Consider the following 24,594-nt stretch of genomic DNA (forward strand, 5'->3'; position numbering starts at 1 on the left):
ATATATCGATTAGAAAAATAATTTTTGAGTTTAATCCCTCTTACGTTTCCCTATAGAAGGGGAGGATATATACGTTACCCCAGTTTTTAGCTCCTCTAATTCCCTCCATGTGAAGGTTTGCTACGATACAATTTTGTATTCTGTGCCTTCGGGGCTGTCCATTAGTTTGATATCCAACTCTTCAAGGCGGTCGCGAATCATATCTGAAAGCTCAAAGTTCTTTTCGTGACGCGCATTTCGTCGGATATCAATCAGCAGTTCGATCAGATCCTCTGTCTTGTTATCTCTGGCAGAAGATTGCTCCTCCTCAGGCCAAAGCCCAAGCACACCATCGACGAAATTCCGTAAAAATTCCTGAATATCCGTAATATTTTCTGGGGTATCACCGCTATTAATTTGCTTACGGATGATTTTTAGTTCCTCAAACAGAACCGCGATAGCTTGTGCAGTATTAAAGTCGTCGTTGAGTTTGCTTTCCAAGTCAGATTTCAAGGTTTCCAAGTCGTAATCATCGCCACCTTCACTTTCAGCCTTATCGATGGTTCGAACCATATCCTGAAGGCTGCGGAGCCCGTTTTCGGCACCGGAAAGCGCATCCTCGGAAAAGTCGGTAGTGCTACGATAATGACTTTGGAGCAAGAAGAAACGAATGATCTGCGGATCCCAGGAGCGAGTTAAGAGGTCGTGCTCACCAGAGAAAAACTGGTGCAGTGAAATGGCATTGCCCAGCGACTTGCCCATTTTTTGTCCCTCAAGGGTAACCATATTGTTGTGCATCCAGTAGTTGGCAAAAGGTTTATTGAATGCTCCCTCACTTTGGGCAATTTCGCATTCGTGATGCGGAAACTGGTTATCCATGCCTCCGCCGTGAATGTCGAAATTTTCGCCCAGGTACTTTGTGGACATCGCCGAGCACTCCACGTGCCAGCCGGGATAGCCCATGCCCCAGGGCGAAGGCCATTTCATAATGTGTCCGTCATCGGCTTTTTTCCAGAGGGCAAAATCTTCGGGCGAACGTTTGTCGCTGGCGGTTTCGATGCGCGAACCGCTTTCCTGATCTTCAATATCGCGACCACTAAGTTTTCCGTATTCCTTATCGGAAGAAACATCAAAATAGACATTGCCATCGGTTTCATAAGCGTGACCGTTTTCGAGCAGTTTTTTTACCATTTCGATTTGCTCGATGATATGTCCCGTTGCGCGGGGAGAAATATCGGGTCGCTGAACACCAAGGGCGTCCATATCGCGGAAATAGTTGTAGGTGTACTTTTCCGCAATCTCCATGGGTTCCAGTTTTTCAATTTTGGCCTGCTTTTCCAGCTTGTCTTCACCCTGATCTGCATCATCAGTCAGGTGGCCCACATCGGTGATATTTTGCACATACCGGACTTTGTACCCCAAGTAACGCAGGTAGCGGATTACGACATCAAAAGAGACATAGCTTTTGGCATGACCCAAGTGGGCATCACCATAAACCGTAGGTCCACAGATGTAGACACCAACAAAGCCTTCTTCAATAGGTTTAAATTCTTCCTTTTTACGAGTTAGCGTGTTGTAAATATGAAGTTTATCCATTATCAGGATGAATGCTTATTAATCTAATCGCTAAATTGTATTTTCAGATCGCAAAGATAACGTTTCGCAGCATTAGTTGACAACGCACTTTACTGCAAAATCGTTGTCTGGAGTGTATTTAGTTATTGTTGAACAATCCTTTGATCAGGTTTCCTCCCTTTTCTTTCAAGTAATCCTTAACGATGGGTTCAATAGCTTCTTTATCAGGACGAATGTTGGGATCTTCCTGTGTACCGGTAATGCGTAATGGAACTTGGATAGTTCCGTTATCTTGAGTAAGTGCTTCGACAGCCCGGGAGCTTATGACGGAGGCAATACCCTTCTTGAATCGCCCTGGTAAAAACAGCTGCGTCTTATAATTGATATCACCCTTTATCATGTGCTGCGTTCCGTTTAATTCCAGGCCAATATCATCGCTGGTCATTCGTAAATCATTAATGGTAAATATGCTGTTTTTAAGTGAATAGGTACTGTTAAACTTATCCAGGCCGATGTTATTAAACTCATTGGCACTAAAGAGTGAAGCCAATCGCTTTTGAATAGGATGTCCCTGAATACGAGAGTTGGTCATTCCAAAATTGCCGTCCATGGTTGAGGTTTTAATAACGGGTTCCAAAAACTCATTGAGTTCAGAAAAGTATTCTACATCAGCGGTAAATGCTCCAGATACGTACTCATGAAACTTGCTGTTTTTGCCAAGCACTTGGAATTCATCAAAAAAGGCTGCGGCTTGCAAATGGTCGAGGTTGCCGTTGAAGGTAATCATTGTACGTTTGGGGTCGGGAACATCCCAGGTAAATGAACCGGTGGCCTCTCCATCAAATAAGTTAACTGAGGCTTGTTCCATTACAATTTGATCCGGTGAGGTGGAGGCTTTGGCTGTCAGGTTAGTCATTGTAACACCGGTGACAATCATTTTACTAATTTCGGCATTCACCGAGCTGGTTAAATCCGGCAGGTGAATGGGGATGGGCTCAGTTGTTTCAGTGGTATCACTCCAGTCGATGAGTTCGTCTAAATTCAGGAATTCACTTTTATATGATCCCGTTAAATGAGGGGTAGTACTACGATCTTCTTCGGTCTTTAGATACTCCATATAATCACGAAGCGAACCGGAAAGCGCAATATCTGAAGATCCGATATTAAAGGTGAGTTGTTCTAAATCAACGGAGCCGGGTGATAGTTTAAGTTTACCATTAAGGTTTGTAACCGGTTGAACCATTGCCTCTCCATCCATGTTGATATCCTGCGCAGTAAACTGGCCGTTAAACTGCATGTTTTGGGGATTAGCTGGAGAACCTTGAACCTGGAGGTTTACATCAGCCATACCGGTAAGGTCGGTGATGGTTGGTTCCAATTCGTAATAATCTTTGATTTGATCCAGTGCAGCTTTTCCTGTTAGGTTGATATCGACTGTACGGTTATCACTGAGATAATTTTGCACATTTCCTGATAAGCTGAGGTTATTATCGCCGGTCGCAAAGCTCGCTTTTGATATAGACAGAGTAGGGCCATTGAGTGACGATTCAAGCGTGATATCTTCAATGGGTTTACCCAGCGATTTATGGCTAATAAATCCATTTGCTAAGGAAATGCTACCCGACTGTACGGCATTTTCAATTTGATCGGCTTTGCCTTTAAGTGTGGCATTAGCTGTGAACTGTCCACGCATGGTAAGGGTGTCTTCGTCGATGGGATAAAAATCTTTGATCGTAGCCAGATCAAAACTAAGATCAGTAGTCAAATTAATATTTCGCTGATCTTCTTGCATGGGCTCGTTAATGGTTCCGCTCATTGAAAAGGTGTTGGTAGCGGCTTGCAGTTCCATATTGTTTATGGTAATGACTGACTGGTTCGCTTTGGCATCAATCGAAATGTTTTCAATGGGCTTGGATACTTCCGCGTATTTGAGGAGGCCGTCACTTAAATTGATAACCGCATCAAAAGTGGCTTCTTCGGGAGCGTTCATGCGACCCGAGGCCTGACCATTAGCCGTCAGTTGTCCGCCAAGGTCTTCAATATCGAACTCACTGATATCATAAAATTCACGGATCGTAGCCAGGTTCACATCTGAGTCAAAATCAATCGAGAATGCTCCATTTTCTTCAAGCGGATCTTCAAGCTGTCCATTTGCTGATAAATTGTTTTCTCCTGCTTGGGCCGTCAATGATTCTATGGATATCAGCTTATTTGATGCATTGGCAGTTAGTTGAATATTTTGGATAGGCTGCGGTAAATCAGGGTTTTTGACGTAGCCATCGGTAACGCTCATATTGATATTAAAGCTGGGAAGTTCATCCCCCAATAGAGCACCGGAAATTGTCCCTTCGAGAGCCAGTGAACCACGACTTTCAAGTCCTTCGATATATTCCTCATATTCGGCAGGCACTAAGCGTAATAATTCACCAAAGTTATCTGAGGATGAGTTGAAGGTAAGATCACTATTTAAACTGTTACTCCAATCCGAAAGTGATCCAGTTAGGTTAAGTGCAAGCCCACGAATGGAAACGGTACCCTTATCAAGTGTTACGGTTTCATTTTCCAGATCAATTGTTGACTGTTGAGTCATACTCAAGGGCAAACCATTAAGGTAGCGACTACCATCTACCTCAGCTGAAAGTCCACCAATTTGCAGATCAATGGTGCTTGTAATTAGGTCGGCATAGCTGAGCGAAATATCGGCATTGAGATCATCAATTTGGGCATTCGTGTTTGAGGTTTTATCACGGTAGCCAAAGTCCCCGCCGCTGACATTAAAATAGGGGATGCTAATACCCATGGTTTCCGTCGTGGTGTCAGTTTCCGTTTCCTCAGCTATCAGAAAATCAATATTCGTGGTGCTGTCAGCATTAACAACATAGGTAAACGTGGGATTTTGCAGACTGATTTCAGAAATATTGATTTGGTCTCCTAAGAGTGAAAATAATTCAACGGAAACAACAAGTTTGTCCAGCGAAAGCAGCGTATCTTTTTCCGTTTCGCCGGGGATACTCATTTTTCGGATGCTGACGCCCGGCTGTGGAAAAGTACTAAAGAAAGTTAAGGACATCTCTTCTACATTGACGGTACGTCCTACAGCCTCGTTGACGTAGGGCATAGCGGTGTTTTTGAGACGTTCATCCGTAAAATAAAGGTTTAGTACTATGATGAGGATGACGAAAAATCCCAGAATTCCAGCGGCTATCTTTAGAAAAGTTTTCATAATTTCTGATGTTAGTCTCAATTGAATTTCTATCCCGATATATTACGAATAGTAAGAAAGATTGCAGTTATTAAAAATCGAATAAATTGCTGCAAGTTCCTTATGTTATAATCTAACGCAAAACGGTTGGTATAAACAAAAGTTTATCATGTTAAATTGGGGTTCAGGAGCGGATAATCCGAAATTTAAACAGCGTCGTCGTCGGTTGGTAGAAGCACTTGCCGATAAAGGTATTCAAGATCACCGGGTGTTGGAAGCTTTTAATATTGTTCCACGCCATGTTTTTGTGGATACTGCACTGCAAGATCGTGCTTATAAAGATACAGCCTTACCAATTGGTAAAGAGCAAACGATATCGCAGCCCTATACCGTGGCTCGACAGACCGAATTGCTTGAGGTTAAACCAGGAGAAAAAGTGTTGGAAATTGGCACGGGTTCGGGATACCAAGCCGCTATTTTATGTGAACTCGGAGCCGAGGTGTATACTATTGAGCGTCATAAAGAATTGTACCAAAAAGCGAAATCTGTTTTGCGCGAACTGGGATATTCTATTCGGGCGAAATTAGGAGATGGCACTTTGGGATGGTCGGCCTATGCGCCTTATGATGCCATTGTTGTTACGGCGGGCGCTCCGGTAGTGCCAGAAGATTTAGTTGAACAGCTGAATGTAAATGGTCGATTAGTAGTGCCTGTTGGTGATGATCAAAAGCAGGAGATGATTCGGATTATCAAAATCCGCGAAGATGAATACGAAGAAGAGCGTTTCAGTGATTTTAAATTTGTGCCACTGATTGGCAAGAAGGGGTGGCAGCAATAATTAGGAATGAAAAATTGAAAACCTTACCCTATCTTCGTCACTGCATAAATTCCTAATTCCTAATATCTAATTTCCTTGTCAGAAAACGAAGACCCAGTATCTCAGCCTGACAATACTTCTTGGAAAGAGTATCCCTTTCTGTTAATAAAAGGCTTTTTAATGGGATCGGCAGATGTTGTGCCGGGCGTAAGCGGCGGCACGCTGGCTCTTATTGTGGGTATTTATACTCGTCTCATTAATGCCATCAAGAGTTTCGATACGCGTTTTTTTAAGCGATTAATTACGTTCAAATTTCGTTCTGCACTTAGCGAGGTACACTGGAAGTTTATGGTGATGTTGCTTTCGGGTATTTTTTGTGCTCTGCTGTTTTTTACAAAAGTAGTGCCCTTGCAGATCTATATGTTTACCAATCCCGAGTTGGTGTACGGACTTTTTTTCGGATTAATCGTGGGATCCATATTTGTATTAATTAAAGCCATTGACGGATTTAACTGGATTCATGCACTGTTTGTGTTGGTAGGGGCGGGAATCGGATTTTGGGTAGTGACCTTGGTACCTACGGATACGTCCGAAGCTCCGTGGTTTGTATTTATCAGTGGGTCTATTGCTATTTGTGCCATGATTTTACCTGGCATATCGGGATCGTATTTTCTGCTTATCCTGCGTAAGTACGATTATATTTTATCTCAATTTGGGAAGTTGGGTACGTCAGAGATGATGGGAGGATTGTTGGCCCTGCTTCCATTTATTGCCGGCGCCATAGTGGGGTTGGCACTTTTTGCCCGGTTGTTGTCGTGGCTTTTAGACCGTTATGAAGCGAAAACGTTAGCGGTGTTGATCGGCTTTTTAATTGGATCGCTGTACGTTATTTGGCCGTACCAGGATCGTAGTTATGAGCAGTTTGTTAGTAAGACCCAAGTGGTGGCATACGAAAGTGCCGAAGCGGAGGCGTTGCGCAGTAACCCACCGAATACCAATCGTCCGGAATTCAAGCGATTGGGAGAAGTGGTTAATGCTGATGGCGCACAAAAAGAAGTAGAGATTGTGACCGTAAAAAATAAACTTATCAAGAGTGATCCTTTTGTGCCGTATGTAACGGTTCAGGAGGCCGGAACAAAGCATTTTTGGAGCGGCATTTGGGGGCTACTAATTGGTCTAATTATGGTGATGGGGCTTGACTATTTACGGACGGAAACCTAATGTTATAATAGCTGTTTAATTACCATCAAAAGACTGCTATTATGAAGCCTATCACAAAGATATTAGTACCTACGGATTTTTCGGAAAATGCTCAGTTGGCCTATCGTCATGCCCAGGAAATTGCACACCGTGTTGGGGCAAAAGTGGATTTCATTCATATAATACCCACGCTTACATATTTCCATAAGAGTTTGTCAAATATGCAGGCGCCGCTTGATTTGGATGAGGAGATTTATCCCACGGCTCAAAAAGAGGCTATGCACCAGTTGCAGAAGGCAATGGATGATTACATTGCTAATGAATCTAAAGGGGAGGCTATTTGTCAGATCAATAGAAAACCATCTACAGCCATTGCCAATTATGCCCAAGAGGAGAATTATGATTTAATTGTGATGGCATCGAAGGGACATCATAAATCGAATCTTATGCGCGGTTCTACCACTAATAAAGTGGTTCGGCATTCTTCGGTACCGGTTTTTACGGTGGATGAAGGGCTGAATGCTGAAGGATTGAAGGAGATTATGATTCCTACAGATGGTTCGATGTTGTCGTTCACAGCCTTGCCTATGGGGATAACACTGGCCTCGATTTATGGTGCTGATATTACCTTTTATCATGTACAGGAGATGTATGGCAGTCCGTTGGATTCAGAAAGTCGCGATCCGCAAAAGACAGATAAGCAAAATATTTATGAAGCACTTATGAGGCGACTTGATGAGTTTCTGAATGTTGAAGGCTTGGATAATATTCAGATAGCCCGGGGAAGTGAGCAATTTCGTGATCAGTTTGTTGTTTCAGATAATGCTTCCAGTCATCGAATTGATATTTATACAGCAGTTGATCGCGGCGTGTCGGCACACTTGGGTATTGAGGATTATGCTGCCGAACATGCCGATGTGGTGGTTATGGCTACACACGGTCATAGCGGTTTTGCCCACTTGTTACTGGGTTCAACTACTGAAAAAGTAGCACAATCACTAAGCACGCCGGTGGTTACGGTAAAGCCGAAGGTTGGTAAGTTTACTGAGAAGTAAAGACTGATTACTTAATTTAAATAAAAAAGGGCACGGGTATTACCGTGTCTTTTTTTATTGGATAGTAAAAAAATTGGGAGCGAATGGTTTCGTCGGTTTCAGGGAACAAATCTGTAATTCTGGCTTTTAATCCAATGAGACAGAATCTAATAGAAACGTTGCCTAAATACTGCTACAGATATGAAATTGTTGAAAAAAATCCTTCCCGCAGCACTTACCTTGAGCATTTTTCTTATGATCATTATCGTTGGTTGTAACAGCAGTGACAACAGCGGTGAGGAAATTGACGTTGAACTTATTGAAGCAGAATCTGAGCCGCCCTCTAAAATAAGGCTCTTCTTTAAGGTAGACCTTGGCGAAGAGAACCAATTTGCTACGCTCGAACCTTCTGCTTTTGATATTCTTGAAGATGGTTCACAGATATCGCGGCTCGAATCGCAGGCCGATATTCAGCGGGAACCGGGTGATTTTTTATATTCATCAGTACTGATGCTTGATCTCAGCGGCAGTATTCTTAATAATGCCGACCTGCCCCGGCTCAAAGAAGCGGCTACAACCTTTATCGAACGCACAATGCCGGTTGAGGGCGAAGACCTGTATGGCACTCGAGAGATGTCGGTGTATTGGTTTGATGGTGAGCAGAATATCCATCCTCTGGTAGGTTTTACATCTGTCCGCGATAGTCTGATATCGGGGATTGAATCTATCAGTGAAGATATTAGTAATGACAGATCTACTAATCTTAATGGTGCAGTCATCCAGGGTTTGTCGGTAATGGATGATCGCCTGCAAGAAGTCCGTGAAGATTCGAGCGGTGCTACGGCCGGATCGATGGTATTATTTACTGACGGTACGGACCAGGCGGGATACGTGAGCACTGAACAGGCCATGGATTCGGTGCGGAATGCTGCTAAGGAGCACTCTCTTTTTACAATTGGGTTAGGTGGAGAAATTGATCAGGAGATATTGAAATCGTTTGGTAAGGATGGTTTTGAGCTTGCTGAGGATTCACTGGAACTCAATGATTCTTTCCTGGCAGTGGCCAAGAGGTTGGAGGCAGAATCAAATTCATATTATGTGCTTGAGTACTGTTCGCCCAAGCGCTCAGGTCAGCACTCATTAGAGTTGCGTGCGAACTATGAAGATAAATTTGGAAGCTTCCAAACCCAGTTTTCGGCTGAAGGTTTTTCCGGCGGATGCACGGTAGAATAAGTGGGTATTACTATTGTAAACTGATTTACTAAGCCGAAGGAGAGTAAATATACTGAGGGGTGAAAGTTAATTTTGTGCTTAAAAATAAAAAGGCGCGGGTACTTCCGCGCCTTTTTTGTTGGGATCAAATTTGGTAATTATCCCAGAAAATTTTCTCCAGCCTCGGGAATCCAGACTTCCGTGTCGGTCGATTTTTCGGTGTACTTCTTGAAATCTTTCGGATCGCCGGTAAGGGGAGGAAATGTTCCATAATGGATAGGCACTGCGTAATCTGCTTGAAGCAGGTCGCATGCCATGGCTGCTTCGCCGGGACCCATGGTATAGTAATCGCCCATAGGTACAGCAACAACATCGGGTTCGTAGAGTTCACCGTATAGTTCAAGTTCGTAAAAGATGTTGGTATCGCCTAAGTGGTAAAAGGTAATATCATCGTAAAAAGAGATCACCAGTCCTCCCGGTTCACCAGCATAGTCCCCTTGGAACGAGGAGCTGTGGTTGGCGTCTACCATTGTTACGGAAAAATCATCGAAGGCCACCGTACCTCCTTTATTAAATTCGATCGCTTGTTCTTCTTCAAGGCCGTGCTTGTTTACCAAAAGCCGGGAAAGTTCGACCATCGATACTACTTTGCAACCGGTTTTTTCGGCAATGTCGAGCGTGTCACCTACATGATCTTCATGTCCGTGAGTTAACAGAATATAATCGACGTTATCCTGTTGTTTATACTCGTCCGGTGTTGATGGATTACCCGACAGAAAGGGATCAACCAAAATATTTGTTCCTTTGGGGCTTACGAGTTTAAAAGCAGAGTGTCCCAACCATTGGGCTTGCACTGATGTATCCATAGTTAAAATAATTTTTTATTTAATGATTTATTTGAAATGGTATTGATTATCCGAAATCAATGTGTTATTAATGAAGTTCAAGGCGCATTAAATTACGGTGAATTATGAGGGTAAATGTTATTCCATTCCAGTTATTATCACAACATTTTATCGCTAATCATTCCGTGCGCTTTTTGAAGCTTATCTAATATCGTTTAACTATTAAAATTTATGAGGTTTATTCATGGCAGAACGAATTAAACTGCATCCCGAGACTCCCCATGTAAAACGATTATTTGAAATTGCCGACAAGGTGAAAGATGGAGCGGTGGTGTTGTTTCCCACCGACAGTCAATATGCACTTGGCTGTGATTATAAAAACAAAAAGGGGATTGAACGAATTCGAGAGATTCGACAGCTTGGTCAAGATGATCACTTAACTATTTTATGTGATTCTTTATCTGGAACGGCGAAGTTTGCCCATATTTCTGATTATAACTTTAAGCTGATGAAACGACTGATTCCGGGGCCATACACCTTTATTTTACCGGCAACAAAAGAGGTGCCCAAGTTGCTTGTTCATCCCAAGAAAAAAACGGTTGGGATTCGCGTACCTGATTATCCGATTTGTGAAGGGTTGGTGCGTGAAGTTGGAAATCCGATGCTGGCTATTACGGCGAAGAAGCCGGATATGGATAATAATGCGCTGGATGCGTTTGATCGGGAGCCATTTTTGCGTGAGTTCGAAAAGTTGGTGGATGTGACTATTGATAATCAGCAGGATCTGCCTTCGAGGGAAACAACGATTTTAGATATGACGGATGATAATACCAAGATTGTCCGTCGAGGACTTGGAATTGAACGGGTTGAAGAAGTGTTTGACAGGGAGCGAGAACCGTTAGAAAAATAGAGATAGTTTTTTATGAAAATTGCTATAAATACAGGGGGCGGCGACGCTCCCGGATTGAATGCGGCTATCCGGGCGGCTACCTTGGCAGCTTTGAAAAGAGGATGGGAAGTATACGGTATTGAAAATGGCTATGGTTCCATTTTTACTGATGACCCTTTTATAAAACTCGATGCAAAAGCGGTGCGTGGTATCACAATGCAGGGCGGAACCATTTTGGGTACCGCCAATCGTGGTAATCCCTTTGAAATGCCGTATGAGAAAGATGATGGTAGCTGGGGGGCCAAAGATGTATCAGACCAGCTGGTGGAAACGTTTGAGGACTACGGTATTGATGCTCTTGTAGCCATTGGCGGCGACGGTTCGATGAATATTGCCAGCAAGCTCATCCAGAAAGGACTAAATATTGTAGGCGTACCCAAAACGATTGATAATGATATTTATGGTTGCGACGTAACGCTTGGTTTTGATACCGCTATCGATATTGCCACAGGTGCAATCGACCGTATTACAACTACGGCGGAATCGCATCACCGGCTGATGGTGGTAGAAGTGATGGGGCGTTACGCCGGATGGATTGCATTATATTCCGGCATTGCATCCTCGGCAGATGTGATATTGATTCCCGAGATACCGTTTTCGTATGATTCGATTGTGAAAAAAATTAAGGAGCGGGAAGCAAAGGGACGTCATTATACGATGATTGTCGTGGCCGAAGGGGCTACGAAAAAAGACGGTGAAATTGTCACCAAAGGGAAAACGCCCGGACAACAAGTACAGCTGGGAGGGATCGCCGATCAGGTTGCGGATGAACTCAGCGAGCGAACAGGTAAAGAGTCACGGTCTGTAGTATTGGGACATCTCCAGCGTGGTGGTTCTCCATCAACTTATGATCGATTAATTTCATTGCGATTTGGCGCAGCGGCCATTCGCTGTGTAGAAGAACACGATTATAATAAGTTGGTAGTGCTACAGGATAATAAGCTGACTCGTATTCCGATCACCAGTATTGAGGGAAAAATGAAAGCTGTATCTCTTGAAAGCGATACGGTGCAAACGGCGCGTGATATTGGTATCTGTTTGGGAGATTAACATGTTAATACTCAACGATTGTTGGTTTTGCAATCGCAAGAAGAAATAAGTAAAGAATATTTATGGGACTTTTTGATTCAGTAAAGAATGCATTTTCTGGTGAAGATACGAGTGATATTTGGGCGGCGATTTCAGATTCCTCCCAAGTAGCACCAATTATTGAAGCATCAAAAGAAAAGCCACAGCTTATTTATAAACACAGCCACCGCTGCAGTGTCTGCTTTGTGGCCAAGGGGACTTTGGAACAAGCCTCAGAAAAAATTCTGCAGCACGCTGATATGCATTTTGTAAATGTGGTAAACAGCCGAGAGGCTTCAAATGAAATTGCTTCAGCTCTGGATATTCGCCATGAGTCGCCCCAAGTTATTTTGGTTGATGATGGGGAGGCGGTGTGGCATGGATCGCATGGGAGTATTAATGCTGAAGAGTTGTTAGACCATCTGGGATAAAAGCTTTCTTAATCCTCAAAAATATTTCTGAACCCTTCATCAAAAGGTGGTTCGACTGTTCCTTCTTCGGTTACGATGCCAGTGATATATGAATTGGGAGTAATATCGAACGTGGGATTATAGGCTTCAGCTTTTTTAGGAGCTACCTGCGAGTCGCTGTAATTGAGAATTTCTTCTTGGTCGCGCTCTACTAACGGAATATCATCGCCTTGGTCAATATCCATGTCAACAGTTGAAAGCGGAGCAGCTACATAAAAGGGGACATTATTTTCTTGAGCCAAGACAGCTAAGGGATAAGTGCCTATTTGGTTTGCCACATCACCGTTGGCTGCGACTCTATCTGCCCCAACGATGATCATATCTACTTCGTCGCGCTGCATAAGCGATCCGGCAGCCGAATCTGTGATAATTTTCATTGGGATTTCTGCATTCATCAGTTCCCAGGCCGTAAGGCGTGAGCCTTGCAGCAGGGGACGCGTTTCATCTACCCACACAAACGGTTTTTTGCCCTGCTCATGCGCGTGAAATATTGCTGAAAGAGCGGTACCATATTTTCCGGTCGCCAGGCTTCCGGTATTACAGTGTGTTAGCACTTGTGCATCTTTAGGGATCAAATCCCCGCCATGTTCGCCAATCTTTTTACAGATGCGTTTGTCTTCATCGTGGATTGTTTTCGCTGTTTGTAATACTATCTTTTTTATCTCACTGATCTCTTTACCTTTATGTGCTCGAATAGTGGATTTGATGCGATTCGTAGCCCATTCAAGGTTGGTGGCGGTAGGGTGTGCTCCCTCTAAATACTCTGCCACTCGGTTTACCTCAACGATAAAGCTTTCAAAAGCATTTTCGGGGAGTTCTTTAATTCCCAAATACATACCGTAGGCAGCAGCAATACCAATGGCGGGTGCCCCGCGAATGCGGAGTTTTTTTATTGCTTCCCACATACGCCCAACATCGCGAATGTCGCTATAGACTTCCCGGCCGGGCAGATAGGTTTGATCTAAAATGCGAACATGATCTTCCCGCCATTCAATAGATTGTACAGCCGCGTCAATATCATTATTCATAACAGTCAAGATTTCATTTTGGGGAGCTTATCAGCTAATGATTATGATAAAAGATGCGGGATTTTACAACCTTCATTATGTTGCACTTCGCTGATAAGTGATTTGGTTGCAGTGCATAGTGTTGTAACTAAATAAAAGACCAATCAATATATTTTTGTCTCATTTAGATTAATATCCCTGTGCAGAGCCATCGCCGCGCGGATCGGGAGAGCCAAACTTTAAGCCCTCGTCATCCACAAGAATATTGTGTGTCCGTCCAATGCTTCCCCTGACTTCAAGTTGGTGACCCATTTTCTGTAATTTATGTCGGGTATCGGGACTTAGGCCAAATTCTTCGTAATACAGTTTGTCTGGCATCCATTGGTGATGAAAGCGAGGTGCAGAATTAGCTTTTTGAGGATCCATCCCAAAAACGGCCATATTAAGAAAATTATGGAAGGTTGCTGTTATAATCATAGGTCCGCCAGCGGCTCCCAATACCATCCTGGTAGAATCATTTTTTGTAACAATCGTGGGGGACATGCTGCTGAGCATCCGTTTTTTGGGAGCTACGGCGTTGGCTTTGCCCTGAATTAGTCCAAACATATTGGGTTCGCCGGGTTGAGCCGTAAAGTCATCCATTTCATTGTTAAGCAAAAAGCCTGCTCCATCGACGGCAATTTTATTTCCAAAAGAGCCATTAAGGGTCGTGGTAACAGCTACCGCATTTCCTTGTTCATCTACAATGGAATAATGAGTTGTCTCAGTTGATTCCTCAATCGAAATTGGATCACCGTGCGAAATATTATCACTGCTGGTAATAGTATCAGACTTAAAGCTTGTCATTCGATGATCATTATATGTTTCGGATAACAATTCTGGCTTTGGGATATTCACGAAGTCCGGATCACCGAGAAAATGAGCTCGATCTGCAAAAGCGCGTCGCATAACTTCGGTCACTAAATGAACATATTCGGCAGAGTTGAATCCCAATTTTTTGAGGTCATAATTTTCGAGCATCGTAAGCATTTGAGCGATTGCGATACTGCCGCTACTGGGGGGAGGCATGATATGAAGGTTATATCCATTGTAGGTAACCGACACAGGATCACGCCATTTGCTTTCGTAGTTTTTAAGATCACGATAGTTGATAATACCTCCAAGTTCTTCCATCGTATTGACAATGCGATCGGCCGTAAGTCCGGAGTAAAACCCATCACGTCCCATACGTGCGATGCGATCTAAGGTAGCAGCCAGATCTTCTTGCACAAAGAGATCTCCTTCTTGATAGGGGGTTTTATCACGTTTGGTAAAATATCGGCGTGAGGTGCGATATTTCTGAAATTTGTCTGCGTAGTAATTTAGATCTTGTGCTTGTTTCCAGCTAAGGGGAAATCCGTCTTCTGCCAGTTTAATGGCCGGTTCTATTACTGTTTCGAGCGGCAAGTTTCCATATCGCTCGAGAGCTTTAATCATTCCATCCACAACTCCGGGTACACCCGAGGCGAGTGCTGATCGGCGACTTAAATCGGATTGGTATTCTCCGTTTTTAATAAACATATCTTTTGTGGCGCGTTCGGGGGCACGTTCCCGAAAATCGAGTGCTTTTGAAGTGCCGTCTTCAAGATGCAAAACCATAAAGCCACCGCCCCCAATATTTCCGGCACGGGGCTCAGTTACGGCTAAGGCGAACTGTACGGCAACAGCTGCATCAACAGCATTGCCCCCCTGTTGCAATATTTTTTTACCGATTTGCGAAGCATGTTTTTCGGCAGAGACGACAACGGCATTTTCGTATGATTTGGCCCAGCCGGTTTGGGAAAAAACTTGCTCAGTTTGAGTGCCAATGATTATGAGTAGAGCAAATAGAAATTGCAGAATGATACGCATGGCCATATATCTGTATATTAATCTTAAGGAGCATGCAAATATAAGAAATATCGGGTAGGATTCACCTGATTTGTTATTTTTCTATTCATGCTTCCGGTAATTAATCTAAATAAGATTTCACTTTTGGGTTTATGTAGTGTATGCCCAAAAAATTGGTCAAGATAGTACGATAGGCTTTTGAAAGTATTTTGGGCTTTGTAAGGAATCCCTGTTTTAATTGGCTATATATTTGATACCATTCCCCAGATTAATATAAATCTGGGTTTTGTGTTTTTCTCCCTCCAAATAAAGAGCGTTATCAACAATATTATTTATCCTTTCCCATAGTTCTTGGACTATGGTCGTGATTTTTATCATTGGCTTCGATCTACATGTGATCCACCATTTTAAGAAACCCTTTGTGGATTAGCTTCATCTCTGATACGGTGAGATGTAGATGTTATGCCCGTGGATGAAATTCTTTATGTACTTGATGTAACAAGGATCGATCTACATGGGTATAGATTTCGGTGGTATTAATAGAGGCATGGCCGAGCATCTCCTGTACGGCCCGCAAGTTCGCTCTGCCTTCTAACAGATACGGCCAGAGTAGCGAAAATATGTAGATTGATGGAGTGAGGTTGGAATGTATCGCTCCTAACAGTTAGTAGTTAGCTGTCATTCTATTAATTCATTTGTCCGCAGATGATGTATCGTCTTTACGGTTTTTTTATTTGGCCCCATTCTGCTAATTGTTACGCATAATGCCATGTAATAAGCTTGATAGTATGATAACTATTGCAGATAGAATAGCTCTTCTCTGCGAAAAGATCATACTATATAACATCAAACCATTCTCAACGAATGGGATCGGGGATTTAGAAAGGAATCCCCTGGGAGGCTTACGAATTATCATCTTAAATAAAAGACTATCATTATGAGAAAACTACTACAAATGCTACTACCACTTTTGTTAATAGGCTTGGTGATTTCGTGCAGCGACAACAGCACGGGCACCGAGCCTGAACCGGAGCCTGATCCGGAATCGGAAGAAGAAGTAACCACGGGTACGCTTGAAGTTACGACCAGCACGGAAGGAGACGACCTTGACTCTGATGGCTACACCCTTACCGTTGACAATTCCGATTATTCTATTGGCACCGACGAGACGGTCACCGTGGAAGACCTTGAAGAGGGCAGCTACAATGCGGAACTTTCGGGCATTGCCGACAACTGCTCGGTGGACGGGGATAACCCGCAGAGCGTGGATATTACGGCTGAAGAGACGAGTTCTGCCAGCTTTGATGTAACCTGTGAGACGGTGCTGAAGAATCAAATCGTATTTTACAGCGACCGGGATAATGCCGACGGCGAGTTGTATGTGACTAACCCTGACGGCACCGGCCAGGAAAGGCTGACCAATAATACAAAATCTGAAGTCTTACCTGCTGTTTCTCCCGATGGTACAAAGATTGCATATTCAGATGGATTAGGTGCCGGCGCCAATATTTATGTCGCGAATGCCGATGGTTCTGATCCCACGCAATTAACTACCTCATCTGAAACAGATGCAGCCCCTCGCTGGTCGCCCGATGGCAGTCAAATCGCATTCACAACGACTCGCGACGGGGATCAAGAGGTATATATCATGAATGCGGACGGCAGTGACCAAACAAATTTGACAAACAACTCAGGCTCTGAGGATTATTTTGGCACTTGGTCGCCCGACGGTGATCGCATTGCGTTTGTAAGTGACCGGGATGCCGACAATGATCCTGAAATATATACGGTCAATACCGAAGGGACCGCCCTGAAAAAACTAACAGATAATACCGACCCAGACAATGCGCCGATATACAGTCCGGATGGTTCGCAAATTGCGTTTGCAAGTCAGCGGGATGGGAACAATGAGATCTATGTGATGGACACTGACGGTAGTAATCCGCAGCGGGTAACCAATAACCCAGCGCTTGATAACATTCCTTCTTGGTCGCCGGACGGGAGCCGCCTGACCTTCCATAGCGATCGGGATGGCAATGCGGAGGTTTACGTGATTAATCCCGACGGAACCGGGGCCACAAACCTTACCGTTCATTCTGATACAGATGCCCATCCCTTCTGGAGCCCGGTCGAATAGAGTCATAGCTTTTATTCCTTCGACTCGCAGTGGCTGAAAGGCTGCTGCGGGTTTTTTTTATTTGTCCTTATTTCGCTCACCGTTACGCATGTTGCTGTGTGGTATATCAAACGATACAACCTAAAATCTTTTCAATAATGTGATCAGGCATGTTACGCAATAACATTTTGAGGGGATTACTAATCATCATCTTAAATTAAAAACTATCATTATGAGAAAACTACTACGAACATTACTACCACTTTTGTTAATGGGGTTGGTCATTTCGTGCAGTGATAACAGCACGGGTACCGAGCCCGACCCTGATCCAGAACCTGAGCCCGAAGAGCCCACAACGGGGACCCTGGAAGTGACGACGAGTACCAGTGGTTCGGACGTGGATTCCGACGGGTACACTGTTACTGTGGACGGATCTGATCATTCCATAGGGACCGACGAAACGATAACGATCGAAGACCTTGAGGAGGGCAGTTACGATCCGGAACTATCGGGGATCGCCGACAACTGCTCGGTGGACGGGGATAATCCTCAGCAAGTAGATATTTCCGCGGAGAATACAACGACTACCAGTTTCGATATTAGTTGCGAGGCGGTATTAACCAAGCAGATCGTCTTTATCAGCGGACGAAATACTAATCCCGATCTGTACGTGACCAACCCGGATGGTACGGGCCAGGAGCGGATAACCAATAATGCACAAACGGAATACTATCCTTCGGTATCTCCTGACGGGACCAAAATTGCCTACACTGATCAATCAGAGGGAAATATATATGCAATTAACGCCGACGGCTCCGGTCGCACCCAACTCACCAGTTCTTCAGGGGATGACTTGTTTCCCCGCTGGTCGCCAGACGGCAGTCAGATCGTATTCACCAGCGATCGCGATGGTGATAATGAGATATATATCATGGACGCTGATGGAAGTAATCAAACTAACCTGACAAATAATTCGAGCTCGAGTGATATTGCCGGTGGATGGTCTCCCGATGGTAATCATATTGCGTTTCATAGTAATCGGGATGCCGATGGCGACTATGAGATTTATTCGGTGAATACCGAAGGGACGGCCCTGCAAAAACTAACCGATAACACTACATGGGATGGGGTACCAAACTACAGTCCGGATGGATCCCAGATTGTCTTTGTAAGTGGAAGGGATGGGAACGAAGAGATATATGTGATAAATACAGATGGAAGCAATCCCCAGCGGGTGACCAATAACTCCGGTAGTGATGTTTTTCCTTCATGGTCGCCCGACGGCAGCAAACTTACTTTTCAAAGCGATCGGGATGGAAATGAAGAAGTATATATTATTAATACTGATGGCACGGGCGCCGTCAATCTAACGGTCAACACTGCAGGGGATCTTCACCCGTTCTGGAGCCCGGTAAAATAATCTTATAATCAATGAACTTTTTAGGCCCACAGCAAATTGTTCTGCTGTGGGCTTTTTATTTGTGCTTGGCTGCAATCAAAGTGCGGTGGGCGAAGCCTACGATAGGATAGAGTTTGTTTAGGTCAGAGCGAACAATAATCAGAATCTGCCCAAGGCGAAACCAAAGGCACCTTCGGGAGGATCTTGACACATCTTATTTATCAAGCTGTAGCTGAGCATTGCGGATTTTATAGTGAATAATATACGTTAGCACAGTTATTGTAGTAATGGCCCTGTCTTATTAGGTAGGGCCATTTTTATGTAATACAGGTGTAGATCCTGTTACATATTATCGTGAGTCGGGAGACCCAAAATGTCGTGGACTTTATTTATATGGGCTCTTTCGTTCTTTCTTTACGTATTTACGATATAAGAGCAAATATGAACAAACCCTATATACAGTTATGAGAGAATTATCACGAGTGTTGACATTATTTTTGATCGCAGTTTTGCCTCTATTTATGGGATGCGAAGGCCCGGTGGGGGAACAGGGTCCACAAGGTTCTGAAGGCTCACAAGGCCCGGTAGGTCCGGCCGGCGATGACGGAAGCATGATCTATTCTGGTACGGGAGTGCCAGCAAGTAGTATCGGTAGTAGTGGTGATTACTATTTGGATACCAATACCGGTGAAATGTATGGCCCCAAAGATGATAACGGATGGGGAAATCCGATTATAGTATTGATGGGCCAAGATGGGCAAGATGGTGAAGACGGTAGTCAGATTCACGCTGGGACAGGGGCCCCTGCTTCTTCCCTGGGAGCTAATGGCGATTTTTACTTGGATAAGTCTAACTATGATATGTACGGTCCTAAAACGGATCAGGGGTGGGGATCACCGATTAACCTGAAGGGAGCCGACGGGAATGCAAATGTTACGCGGTATATTTTTCCGGGGCATGATTTTAGTACAGATCCACAATTCGTGGCTGTATTTACTGATTTAACAGAAACAGAAATGAAACAGAGTTCTTGGTCTGTATATCTGATGTATGAGACTGGAAGTAATAATCAAATATATTACTCCATTCCGGGACGTGCTCGAAATATCAGGTATTCTGTTGAGCATAATTTCGTTAATGGGAATGTTTATTTTCGTATAAATACAGAGCCCAACCAAACAGGCATACCATATGACCAAATTGAGATGATTCGTACAGAGGCGAATAACACGCAAGATAATACAAAGGTTGCAGATACCGGGATGTTAATTCCTGGTGGATTAGATACCTCCGATTACAAAGCTGTAGCCGACTATTATGGCTTCTACCAGTAAACTATTTGATTAAAAGTTAAACAGATTGGCCTGCCAGGTTTTCTGGCTTGGCAGGTTTTAGTTTATCAAAGGTTTTACTTAGTCGAAGAATACTTTTTGGCCATTTTTGGCTTATTCCAGGCTTTGTAGAGTTTTATTACATTATTTCTGGCTTGTGTAGTAAAATGATCAGACGAACCGCGTTCTTCTTTTAGCGTCTTGTATGCTTCTGTTAAATAGGGTTCCGCCTTTTGATATTCGGTGTTTTTTGTAAGGGCTTTTCCTAAGATTGATTTGCTATAGGCAATTTGCCAGCTCCTGTCATCATAGGATTTATTTTTAATTGTTATGGCTTCTTGTAATAAAGAGATCGCTTCATTTAGGTTGTTCTGAACAACGAGTAGATCTCCAAGTTCTGTAAGAATATCCGCTATTTTTCGATGATCAGAAGGTAAAGTAGCTTTAAAAATCGACAAGGATTTCCGTAAATGCTTTTCAGCTAAATGCAGTGACCCATTTTCTTTTTCAATACGTGCTAAGTTTGCGAGGTCACCAGCTACATACGGGTGTTTCTCTCCAAAATTTTTGCGATCAATGTTAAGCGCTTCTTTAAGATAAGGATGAGCTTTCTGATAGTTTTCCAGCTCGATATAAAGTCGGCTCAGGTTATTAAGACTTTCCGCAAGTTTTGGATGGAATTCTGAAAACAGTTTGCGGCGCATAGCTACTGCTTTGGTTAAATAAGGTTTGGCTTCTTGGTAACGGCCTTGTTGACCATAAAAGATGCCGATATTATTGTATGACTGGGCAATATGTCTGTTCGGGGGTTCATACAGCTTTTTATCAATCGCTAACCCTTTATGATAAAGAGAGTCTGCTTTTTTAAGTTCCCCTCGCTGATTTAATATTAAGGCAAGATCGTGATAACCCATTGCTGTACTTGGGTGGATGTCTCCATATGTATTCTTCCAAATAATCAATGCTCTTCGATAAAGGGGTTCTGCTTTTTCATAGTTACCAAGTTTTCGTAGCGCTCCGGCCCTATTATTATAAGTATGGGCAAGTTTGGGGTGGTTGGATTCATAAAGCTGTTGTTGTATCTGGAGAACAGTCTTATAAACCGAGTCAGCTTCTTCATATTTACCCCGTTGGTCAAGTATTAAGCCAAGCTCATTCAACCCATTTGAAAGAAGCTTTTTATTATTAGGATGATTGTTTCTTATGATAGAAATAGATTCACGGGTAAGCGATTCTGCTTCCGCAAAATTTCCTTTCAGTCGCTGAAAAACGACGAATGCGTCAAGACTCTGTGAATACGCGATACTTGTAGTTCCCTGATATGTTTTTCGAAGTTGGAAACTTTTCTGTAGCAGGGGATTGGCTTTATCAAATTGTCCAATCTCGGTATATGCTCGTCCCATTACTTCAAGCAGCTGAGCTTGCACTTCCGGTTGATTTTCGAGCTGATCAATACGTTTTTCTCCTCGTTTTAAGAACGTGGCAGCGGTAACAGTATCCCGGGGATTATAATTGGGATTACTGGCCCGGAACATATCCGTAAGAAAATTGCTCACTTCTTGGGCTTTTTGAGCTTCCAATTGGGCCTTATTTCTTTCTTGAGCAATTTGCCAAGTATAGAAGGCTGTAAGTCCGACTATCATCAACAAAAACCCTGCTGCTACGGAAAGCCTGGTTTTATGACGCCTCCAAAATTTGGATGCATTATAGCGGAATGTATCTTTCCGGGCAATGATTGGTAGATTGGCTTTACGCCTGTTAAGGTCTTCCAGCAGTTGTTCGGCAGAGCTATAACGATGGCCTGGTTCTTTACGCAGGGCTTTTATCACAATGGCATCGAGGTCACCTTTCAGTAGATTAAATAACTTAGCTTCAGTGGTATTACGGTCATTAGCAATTTGTTGCTTTCCACTCGTAGACAGCTTCGTATATTTATCGGAAGGTTTTTGGGGGCGCTTTTTCCGCACCTGCTTTTCAAATTCCATCAAATTTTTACCATCCATCTCAAATGGATGAATACCGGCCAATAGCTCAAATAACAAGATTCCGAGCACATAGGAATCGGTAGCTGTAGTTACGGGTTGACCTTCTAACTGTTCGGGGGCCGAATATCCTATTGTTAGCATGCGAGCCCCAGTGCGAGTTTGAAAGTTTAGTCCCTCCGTACTTTCGGCTTCTATAAGTTTTGCAATACCAAAATCCAGAACTTTTACCTTTCCTTCTTTATTAATCAATATATTAGAAGGCTTTAGATCGCGATGAATAATGGCATTTTGATGGGCATGTTGAACAGCAAAGCACACCTGTTCAAACAGTTTTAACCGTTCTTCAATGGGTAGATTATGTTGGTTACAGTATTCCAGTAGGGGAGTACCATCGACATATTCCATGACCAAGTAGGGCAAGCCCTCTTCCGTAAGGCCTCCATCCAGTAGGCGAGCAACGTTCGGATGTTCCAGATTTGCTAAGATATTTCGTTCCCGTTTAAACCGGGCAATATTGGAAGGGGTATCCATGCCACGCCGTAATATCTTAATGGCTACTTCTTTTTTATAGGCTTCATCGGCGCGTTTACCTTTAAAAACAGATCCCATTCCGCCATGGTCAATAAGTTCATCAAGGTGGTAATTACCTACTTGTTGGCCAACCATGGAGGAGGCAGTGGGGGTATCTGCCTCTGATGATTCATCAACAATACTATCGATATAGGTACCAGGAGTTGCTAGAAAATCTTCCGTTTCTGATTGTTCAATAGCGGCAAGAAGTTGGGTTACATGCCGCTTTAGTTTTTTATCATTTTTACAACTTTCCTCGATGTAAGTGGCTCTCTCTTTTTCGTCAAGTTCAAGAGCTGTATCAACAATTTTGTTGACTTTTTCCCATTGATGTTGCTCCATAAAAGTAGTGAAGCCTTTTAAAATTACCCTTTTAATTCTTTATAAAGCCATCCTCGCGCTTTTGCCCAGTCTCTTTTAACCGTTCGTTCTGATATGCCCAGAGCTTCTGCTGTGGCGGATACCGTCATTTGTCCAAAAAAACGGAGTATCACAATGTCAGCCATTCGCTGGTCAAGTTCTGCCAACTTATTCAGTTCATTATCAAGATTGATTAGCTCTTCAGTTTTGTGCCGTTGTTTGAGAAGTTCATCAATATATGTCACGTCTTTTTTATCACCCCCACGCTTTTCCGCTTTCTTTTTTCGGGCATGGTCAATCAGAATTTGCCTCATACAACGTGCAGAAATTGCCATAAAATGATTTTTATCACGGGCTTTGATCTTTGTTTGATCGATCATTTTAAGGTAAACCTCATGCACCAGTTCAGTTTCGCTTAAGGTAATCTCATCATTCTCTCGCTGGAGTTTGGAGTAGGCAAGTCGTTTAAGCTCCTCATAAATAAGTGGAAAAAGCTCATTATACGCATCATCACCGGCAGTTCGCAAGTCTATTAACAGTTGGGTAATATTCTTTTGTGCCACGAAGGTAGAGCTGAAAAGGTTGTAAATGATATTCTTACACAAATGTTTACTTTATGCAATAAACAGAAGTGTAAGAAACTTCTCCACTCATAATGATTATAACAGCACTCGTATAGTTCTACTATTTTATGCCCGTGGATGAAATTCTTTATGCACCTGATGCAACAGTGATCGATCTACATGGGTATAGATTTCGGTGGTGTTGATAGAGGCATGGCCCAGCATCTCTTGTACAGCCCGCAGGTCGGCTCCACCTTCCAAAAGATGAGTAGCAAAAGAGTGGCGAAAAATATGGGGATACACATTCTTTTCGATGCCTGCTCGCTCGGCGGCGTCATTAACAATATTCCAGATACTCATCCGTGACAGGGGATTGCCACGTTGACTCAAAAACACTTTGTTCTCGGCCTTTTGGGGATTCTTGTCACTTTGAAATTTAGGACGAACAATCTCAATATAGTGTTCTAAGGCAGATTGAGCCACTTCGCCAACTGGCACTAAACGTTCTTTATTTCCTTTACCGAGCACTCGAATAAATCCAATTTCAAATATAAGGTTATCAACTTCGAGGCCCGTAAGTTCGCTGACACGCATTCCTGTAGCGTAGAGCGTTTCTAAGATGGCGGCATTCCGAATACCGGCATCTGTTTCTCGGTTTGGAATGTCTAAGATCGAAGCAACTTCATCGGGATTTAAAACCTCGGGCAGGTTCTTAGTTTGTTTAGGTAAGTCAATGAGTTCTGCGGGATTGGCCTCGGCCATGCCTTCAACAACGGCAAATTCATGAAATCCCCGGATGCTTGAAATATTGCGAGCAACAGAACTCACCGATAAATCCAAGGCTGTTAGTTCTTCCAGGTAATCTTCAATGTGTCGTAGCTCAACACCTGCCAGATCAGAAATTTGTAAATCATTGGCAATAAATCGCAGGTATCGTTCCAGATCATTCTCGTACGATACAACGGAGTTTTCAGAAAGACTTTTCTCCAGCTTTACAAACTGGAGGTACCGCTTTAGTTCTTGCTGAAACTTCATGATAACGG

18 protein-coding genes and 1 pseudogene are annotated in these 24,594 nt (G+C 43.3%); 10 read left to right on the forward strand and 9 right to left on the reverse strand.

The window, feature by feature from the left end:
* Positions 1-120: 120 nt before the first annotated feature.
* Together cysS and AAFH98_RS07810 are read right to left on the reverse strand one after the other, a co-directional pair.
* Positions 121-1,575: a cysteine--tRNA ligase gene (gene cysS, locus AAFH98_RS07805; RefSeq protein WP_342522139.1), complete on the reverse strand. Its 1,455-nt coding sequence runs from the start codon at positions 1,573-1,575 to the stop codon at positions 121-123.
* Between the two features lie 118 nt (positions 1,576-1,693).
* Positions 1,694-4,777, reverse strand: a complete 3,084-nt coding sequence (locus tag AAFH98_RS07810) for a DUF748 domain-containing protein (RefSeq protein ID WP_342522140.1) — start codon at positions 4,775-4,777, stop codon at positions 1,694-1,696.
* 148 nt (positions 4,778-4,925) lie between these two features.
* Here AAFH98_RS07810 and AAFH98_RS07815 point away from each other — a divergent pair, with 148 nt between their 5' ends.
* From AAFH98_RS07815 to AAFH98_RS07830, 4 genes are all read left to right on the forward strand, one after another.
* Entirely contained in the window at positions 4,926-5,594 is a 669-nt protein-coding gene (locus tag AAFH98_RS07815; protein WP_342522141.1) for a protein-L-isoaspartate(D-aspartate) O-methyltransferase, read from the forward strand.
* A 75-nt stretch (positions 5,595-5,669) separates the two neighbouring features.
* Positions 5,670-6,794, forward strand: coding sequence for a DUF368 domain-containing protein (locus tag AAFH98_RS07820; protein WP_342522142.1), 1,125 nt, complete (start codon positions 5,670-5,672; stop codon positions 6,792-6,794).
* A gap of 41 nt (positions 6,795-6,835) precedes the next feature.
* Positions 6,836-7,828 carry a universal stress protein gene (locus AAFH98_RS07825; RefSeq protein ID WP_342522143.1) on the forward strand — a complete coding sequence of 331 codons (993 nt, stop codon included), beginning with the start codon at positions 6,836-6,838 and terminating at the stop codon, positions 7,826-7,828.
* Positions 7,829-8,008: 180 nt separating this feature from the next.
* Positions 8,009-9,040: a vWA domain-containing protein gene (locus AAFH98_RS07830; protein WP_342522144.1), complete on the forward strand. Its 1,032-nt coding sequence runs from the start codon at positions 8,009-8,011 to the stop codon at positions 9,038-9,040.
* 137 nt (positions 9,041-9,177) lie between these two features.
* Here AAFH98_RS07830 and AAFH98_RS07835 read toward each other — a convergent pair whose 3' ends face one another.
* Positions 9,178-9,885, reverse strand: coding sequence for a metal-dependent hydrolase (locus AAFH98_RS07835; RefSeq protein WP_342522145.1), 708 nt, complete (start codon positions 9,883-9,885; stop codon positions 9,178-9,180).
* 223 nt (positions 9,886-10,108) lie between these two features.
* Here AAFH98_RS07835 and AAFH98_RS07840 point away from each other — a divergent pair, with 223 nt between their 5' ends.
* The 3 genes from AAFH98_RS07840 (at position 10,109) to ytxJ (ending at position 12,312) form a co-directional block, all read left to right on the forward strand.
* The gene (locus AAFH98_RS07840; protein ID WP_342522146.1) at positions 10,109-10,774 is read left to right on the forward strand and encodes an L-threonylcarbamoyladenylate synthase; all 666 of its coding nucleotides are present in this window, start codon (positions 10,109-10,111) and stop codon (positions 10,772-10,774) included.
* 12 nt (positions 10,775-10,786) lie between these two features.
* Positions 10,787-11,863, forward strand: coding sequence for a 6-phosphofructokinase (locus tag AAFH98_RS07845; RefSeq protein ID WP_342522147.1), 1,077 nt, complete (start codon positions 10,787-10,789; stop codon positions 11,861-11,863).
* A gap of 62 nt (positions 11,864-11,925) precedes the next feature.
* Positions 11,926-12,312: a bacillithiol system redox-active protein YtxJ gene (gene ytxJ / locus AAFH98_RS07850; RefSeq protein ID WP_342522148.1), complete on the forward strand. Its 387-nt coding sequence runs from the start codon at positions 11,926-11,928 to the stop codon at positions 12,310-12,312.
* Between the two features lie 8 nt (positions 12,313-12,320).
* On the opposite strand, the gene mtnA is transcribed toward ytxJ, so the two are convergent.
* The 3 genes and pseudogenes from mtnA to AAFH98_RS07865 all read right to left on the reverse strand — a co-directional run.
* Positions 12,321-13,379: an S-methyl-5-thioribose-1-phosphate isomerase gene (gene mtnA / locus AAFH98_RS07855; protein WP_342522149.1), complete on the reverse strand. Its 1,059-nt coding sequence runs from the start codon at positions 13,377-13,379 to the stop codon at positions 12,321-12,323.
* A gap of 168 nt (positions 13,380-13,547) precedes the next feature.
* A complete protein-coding gene (ggt, locus tag AAFH98_RS07860; protein WP_342522150.1) occupies positions 13,548-15,248 on the reverse strand; it encodes a gamma-glutamyltransferase in 1,701 nt (566 codons plus the stop codon).
* A gap of 439 nt (positions 15,249-15,687) precedes the next feature.
* A pseudogene (locus AAFH98_RS07865) lies at positions 15,688-15,828 on the reverse strand (tyrosine-type recombinase/integrase); the annotation flags it as partial.
* A gap of 336 nt (positions 15,829-16,164) precedes the next feature.
* Between AAFH98_RS07865 and AAFH98_RS07870 the strand changes: the two are divergent.
* The 3 genes from AAFH98_RS07870 to AAFH98_RS07880 all read left to right on the forward strand — a co-directional run bounded on the left by AAFH98_RS07870 (position 16,165) and on the right by AAFH98_RS07880 (position 20,076).
* On the forward strand, positions 16,165-17,364 hold the full coding sequence (locus AAFH98_RS07870; RefSeq protein ID WP_342522151.1) for a DPP IV N-terminal domain-containing protein: 1,200 nt from the start codon (positions 16,165-16,167) through the stop codon (positions 17,362-17,364).
* Between the two features lie 211 nt (positions 17,365-17,575).
* Entirely contained in the window at positions 17,576-18,763 is a 1,188-nt protein-coding gene (locus tag AAFH98_RS07875) for a DUF5050 domain-containing protein (protein ID WP_342522152.1), read from the forward strand.
* A gap of 443 nt (positions 18,764-19,206) precedes the next feature.
* Positions 19,207-20,076 carry a collagen-like domain-containing protein gene (locus AAFH98_RS07880; RefSeq protein WP_342522153.1) on the forward strand — a complete coding sequence of 290 codons (870 nt, stop codon included), beginning with the start codon at positions 19,207-19,209 and terminating at the stop codon, positions 20,074-20,076.
* 74 nt (positions 20,077-20,150) lie between these two features.
* Here the strand turns inward: AAFH98_RS07880 and AAFH98_RS07885 are convergent, their stop codons facing one another.
* The 3 genes from AAFH98_RS07885 to xerD all read right to left on the reverse strand — a co-directional run bounded on the left by AAFH98_RS07885 (position 20,151) and on the right by xerD (position 24,586).
* A complete protein-coding gene (locus AAFH98_RS07885; protein ID WP_342522154.1) occupies positions 20,151-22,970 on the reverse strand; it encodes a serine/threonine-protein kinase in 2,820 nt (939 codons plus the stop codon).
* A 23-nt stretch (positions 22,971-22,993) separates the two neighbouring features.
* On the reverse strand, positions 22,994-23,551 hold the full coding sequence (locus AAFH98_RS07890) for an ECF-type sigma factor (protein ID WP_342522155.1): 558 nt from the start codon (positions 23,549-23,551) through the stop codon (positions 22,994-22,996).
* A 126-nt stretch (positions 23,552-23,677) separates the two neighbouring features.
* Positions 23,678-24,586 carry a site-specific tyrosine recombinase XerD gene (gene xerD / locus AAFH98_RS07895; RefSeq protein WP_342522156.1) on the reverse strand — a complete coding sequence of 303 codons (909 nt, stop codon included), beginning with the start codon at positions 24,584-24,586 and terminating at the stop codon, positions 23,678-23,680.
* Between the last annotated feature and the right edge of the window lie 8 nt (positions 24,587-24,594).

The organism is Fodinibius sp. Rm-B-1B1-1 (genome assembly GCF_038594945.1).
Classification (GTDB): Bacteria; Bacteroidota; Rhodothermia; order Balneolales; family Balneolaceae; genus Fodinibius; species Fodinibius alkaliphilus.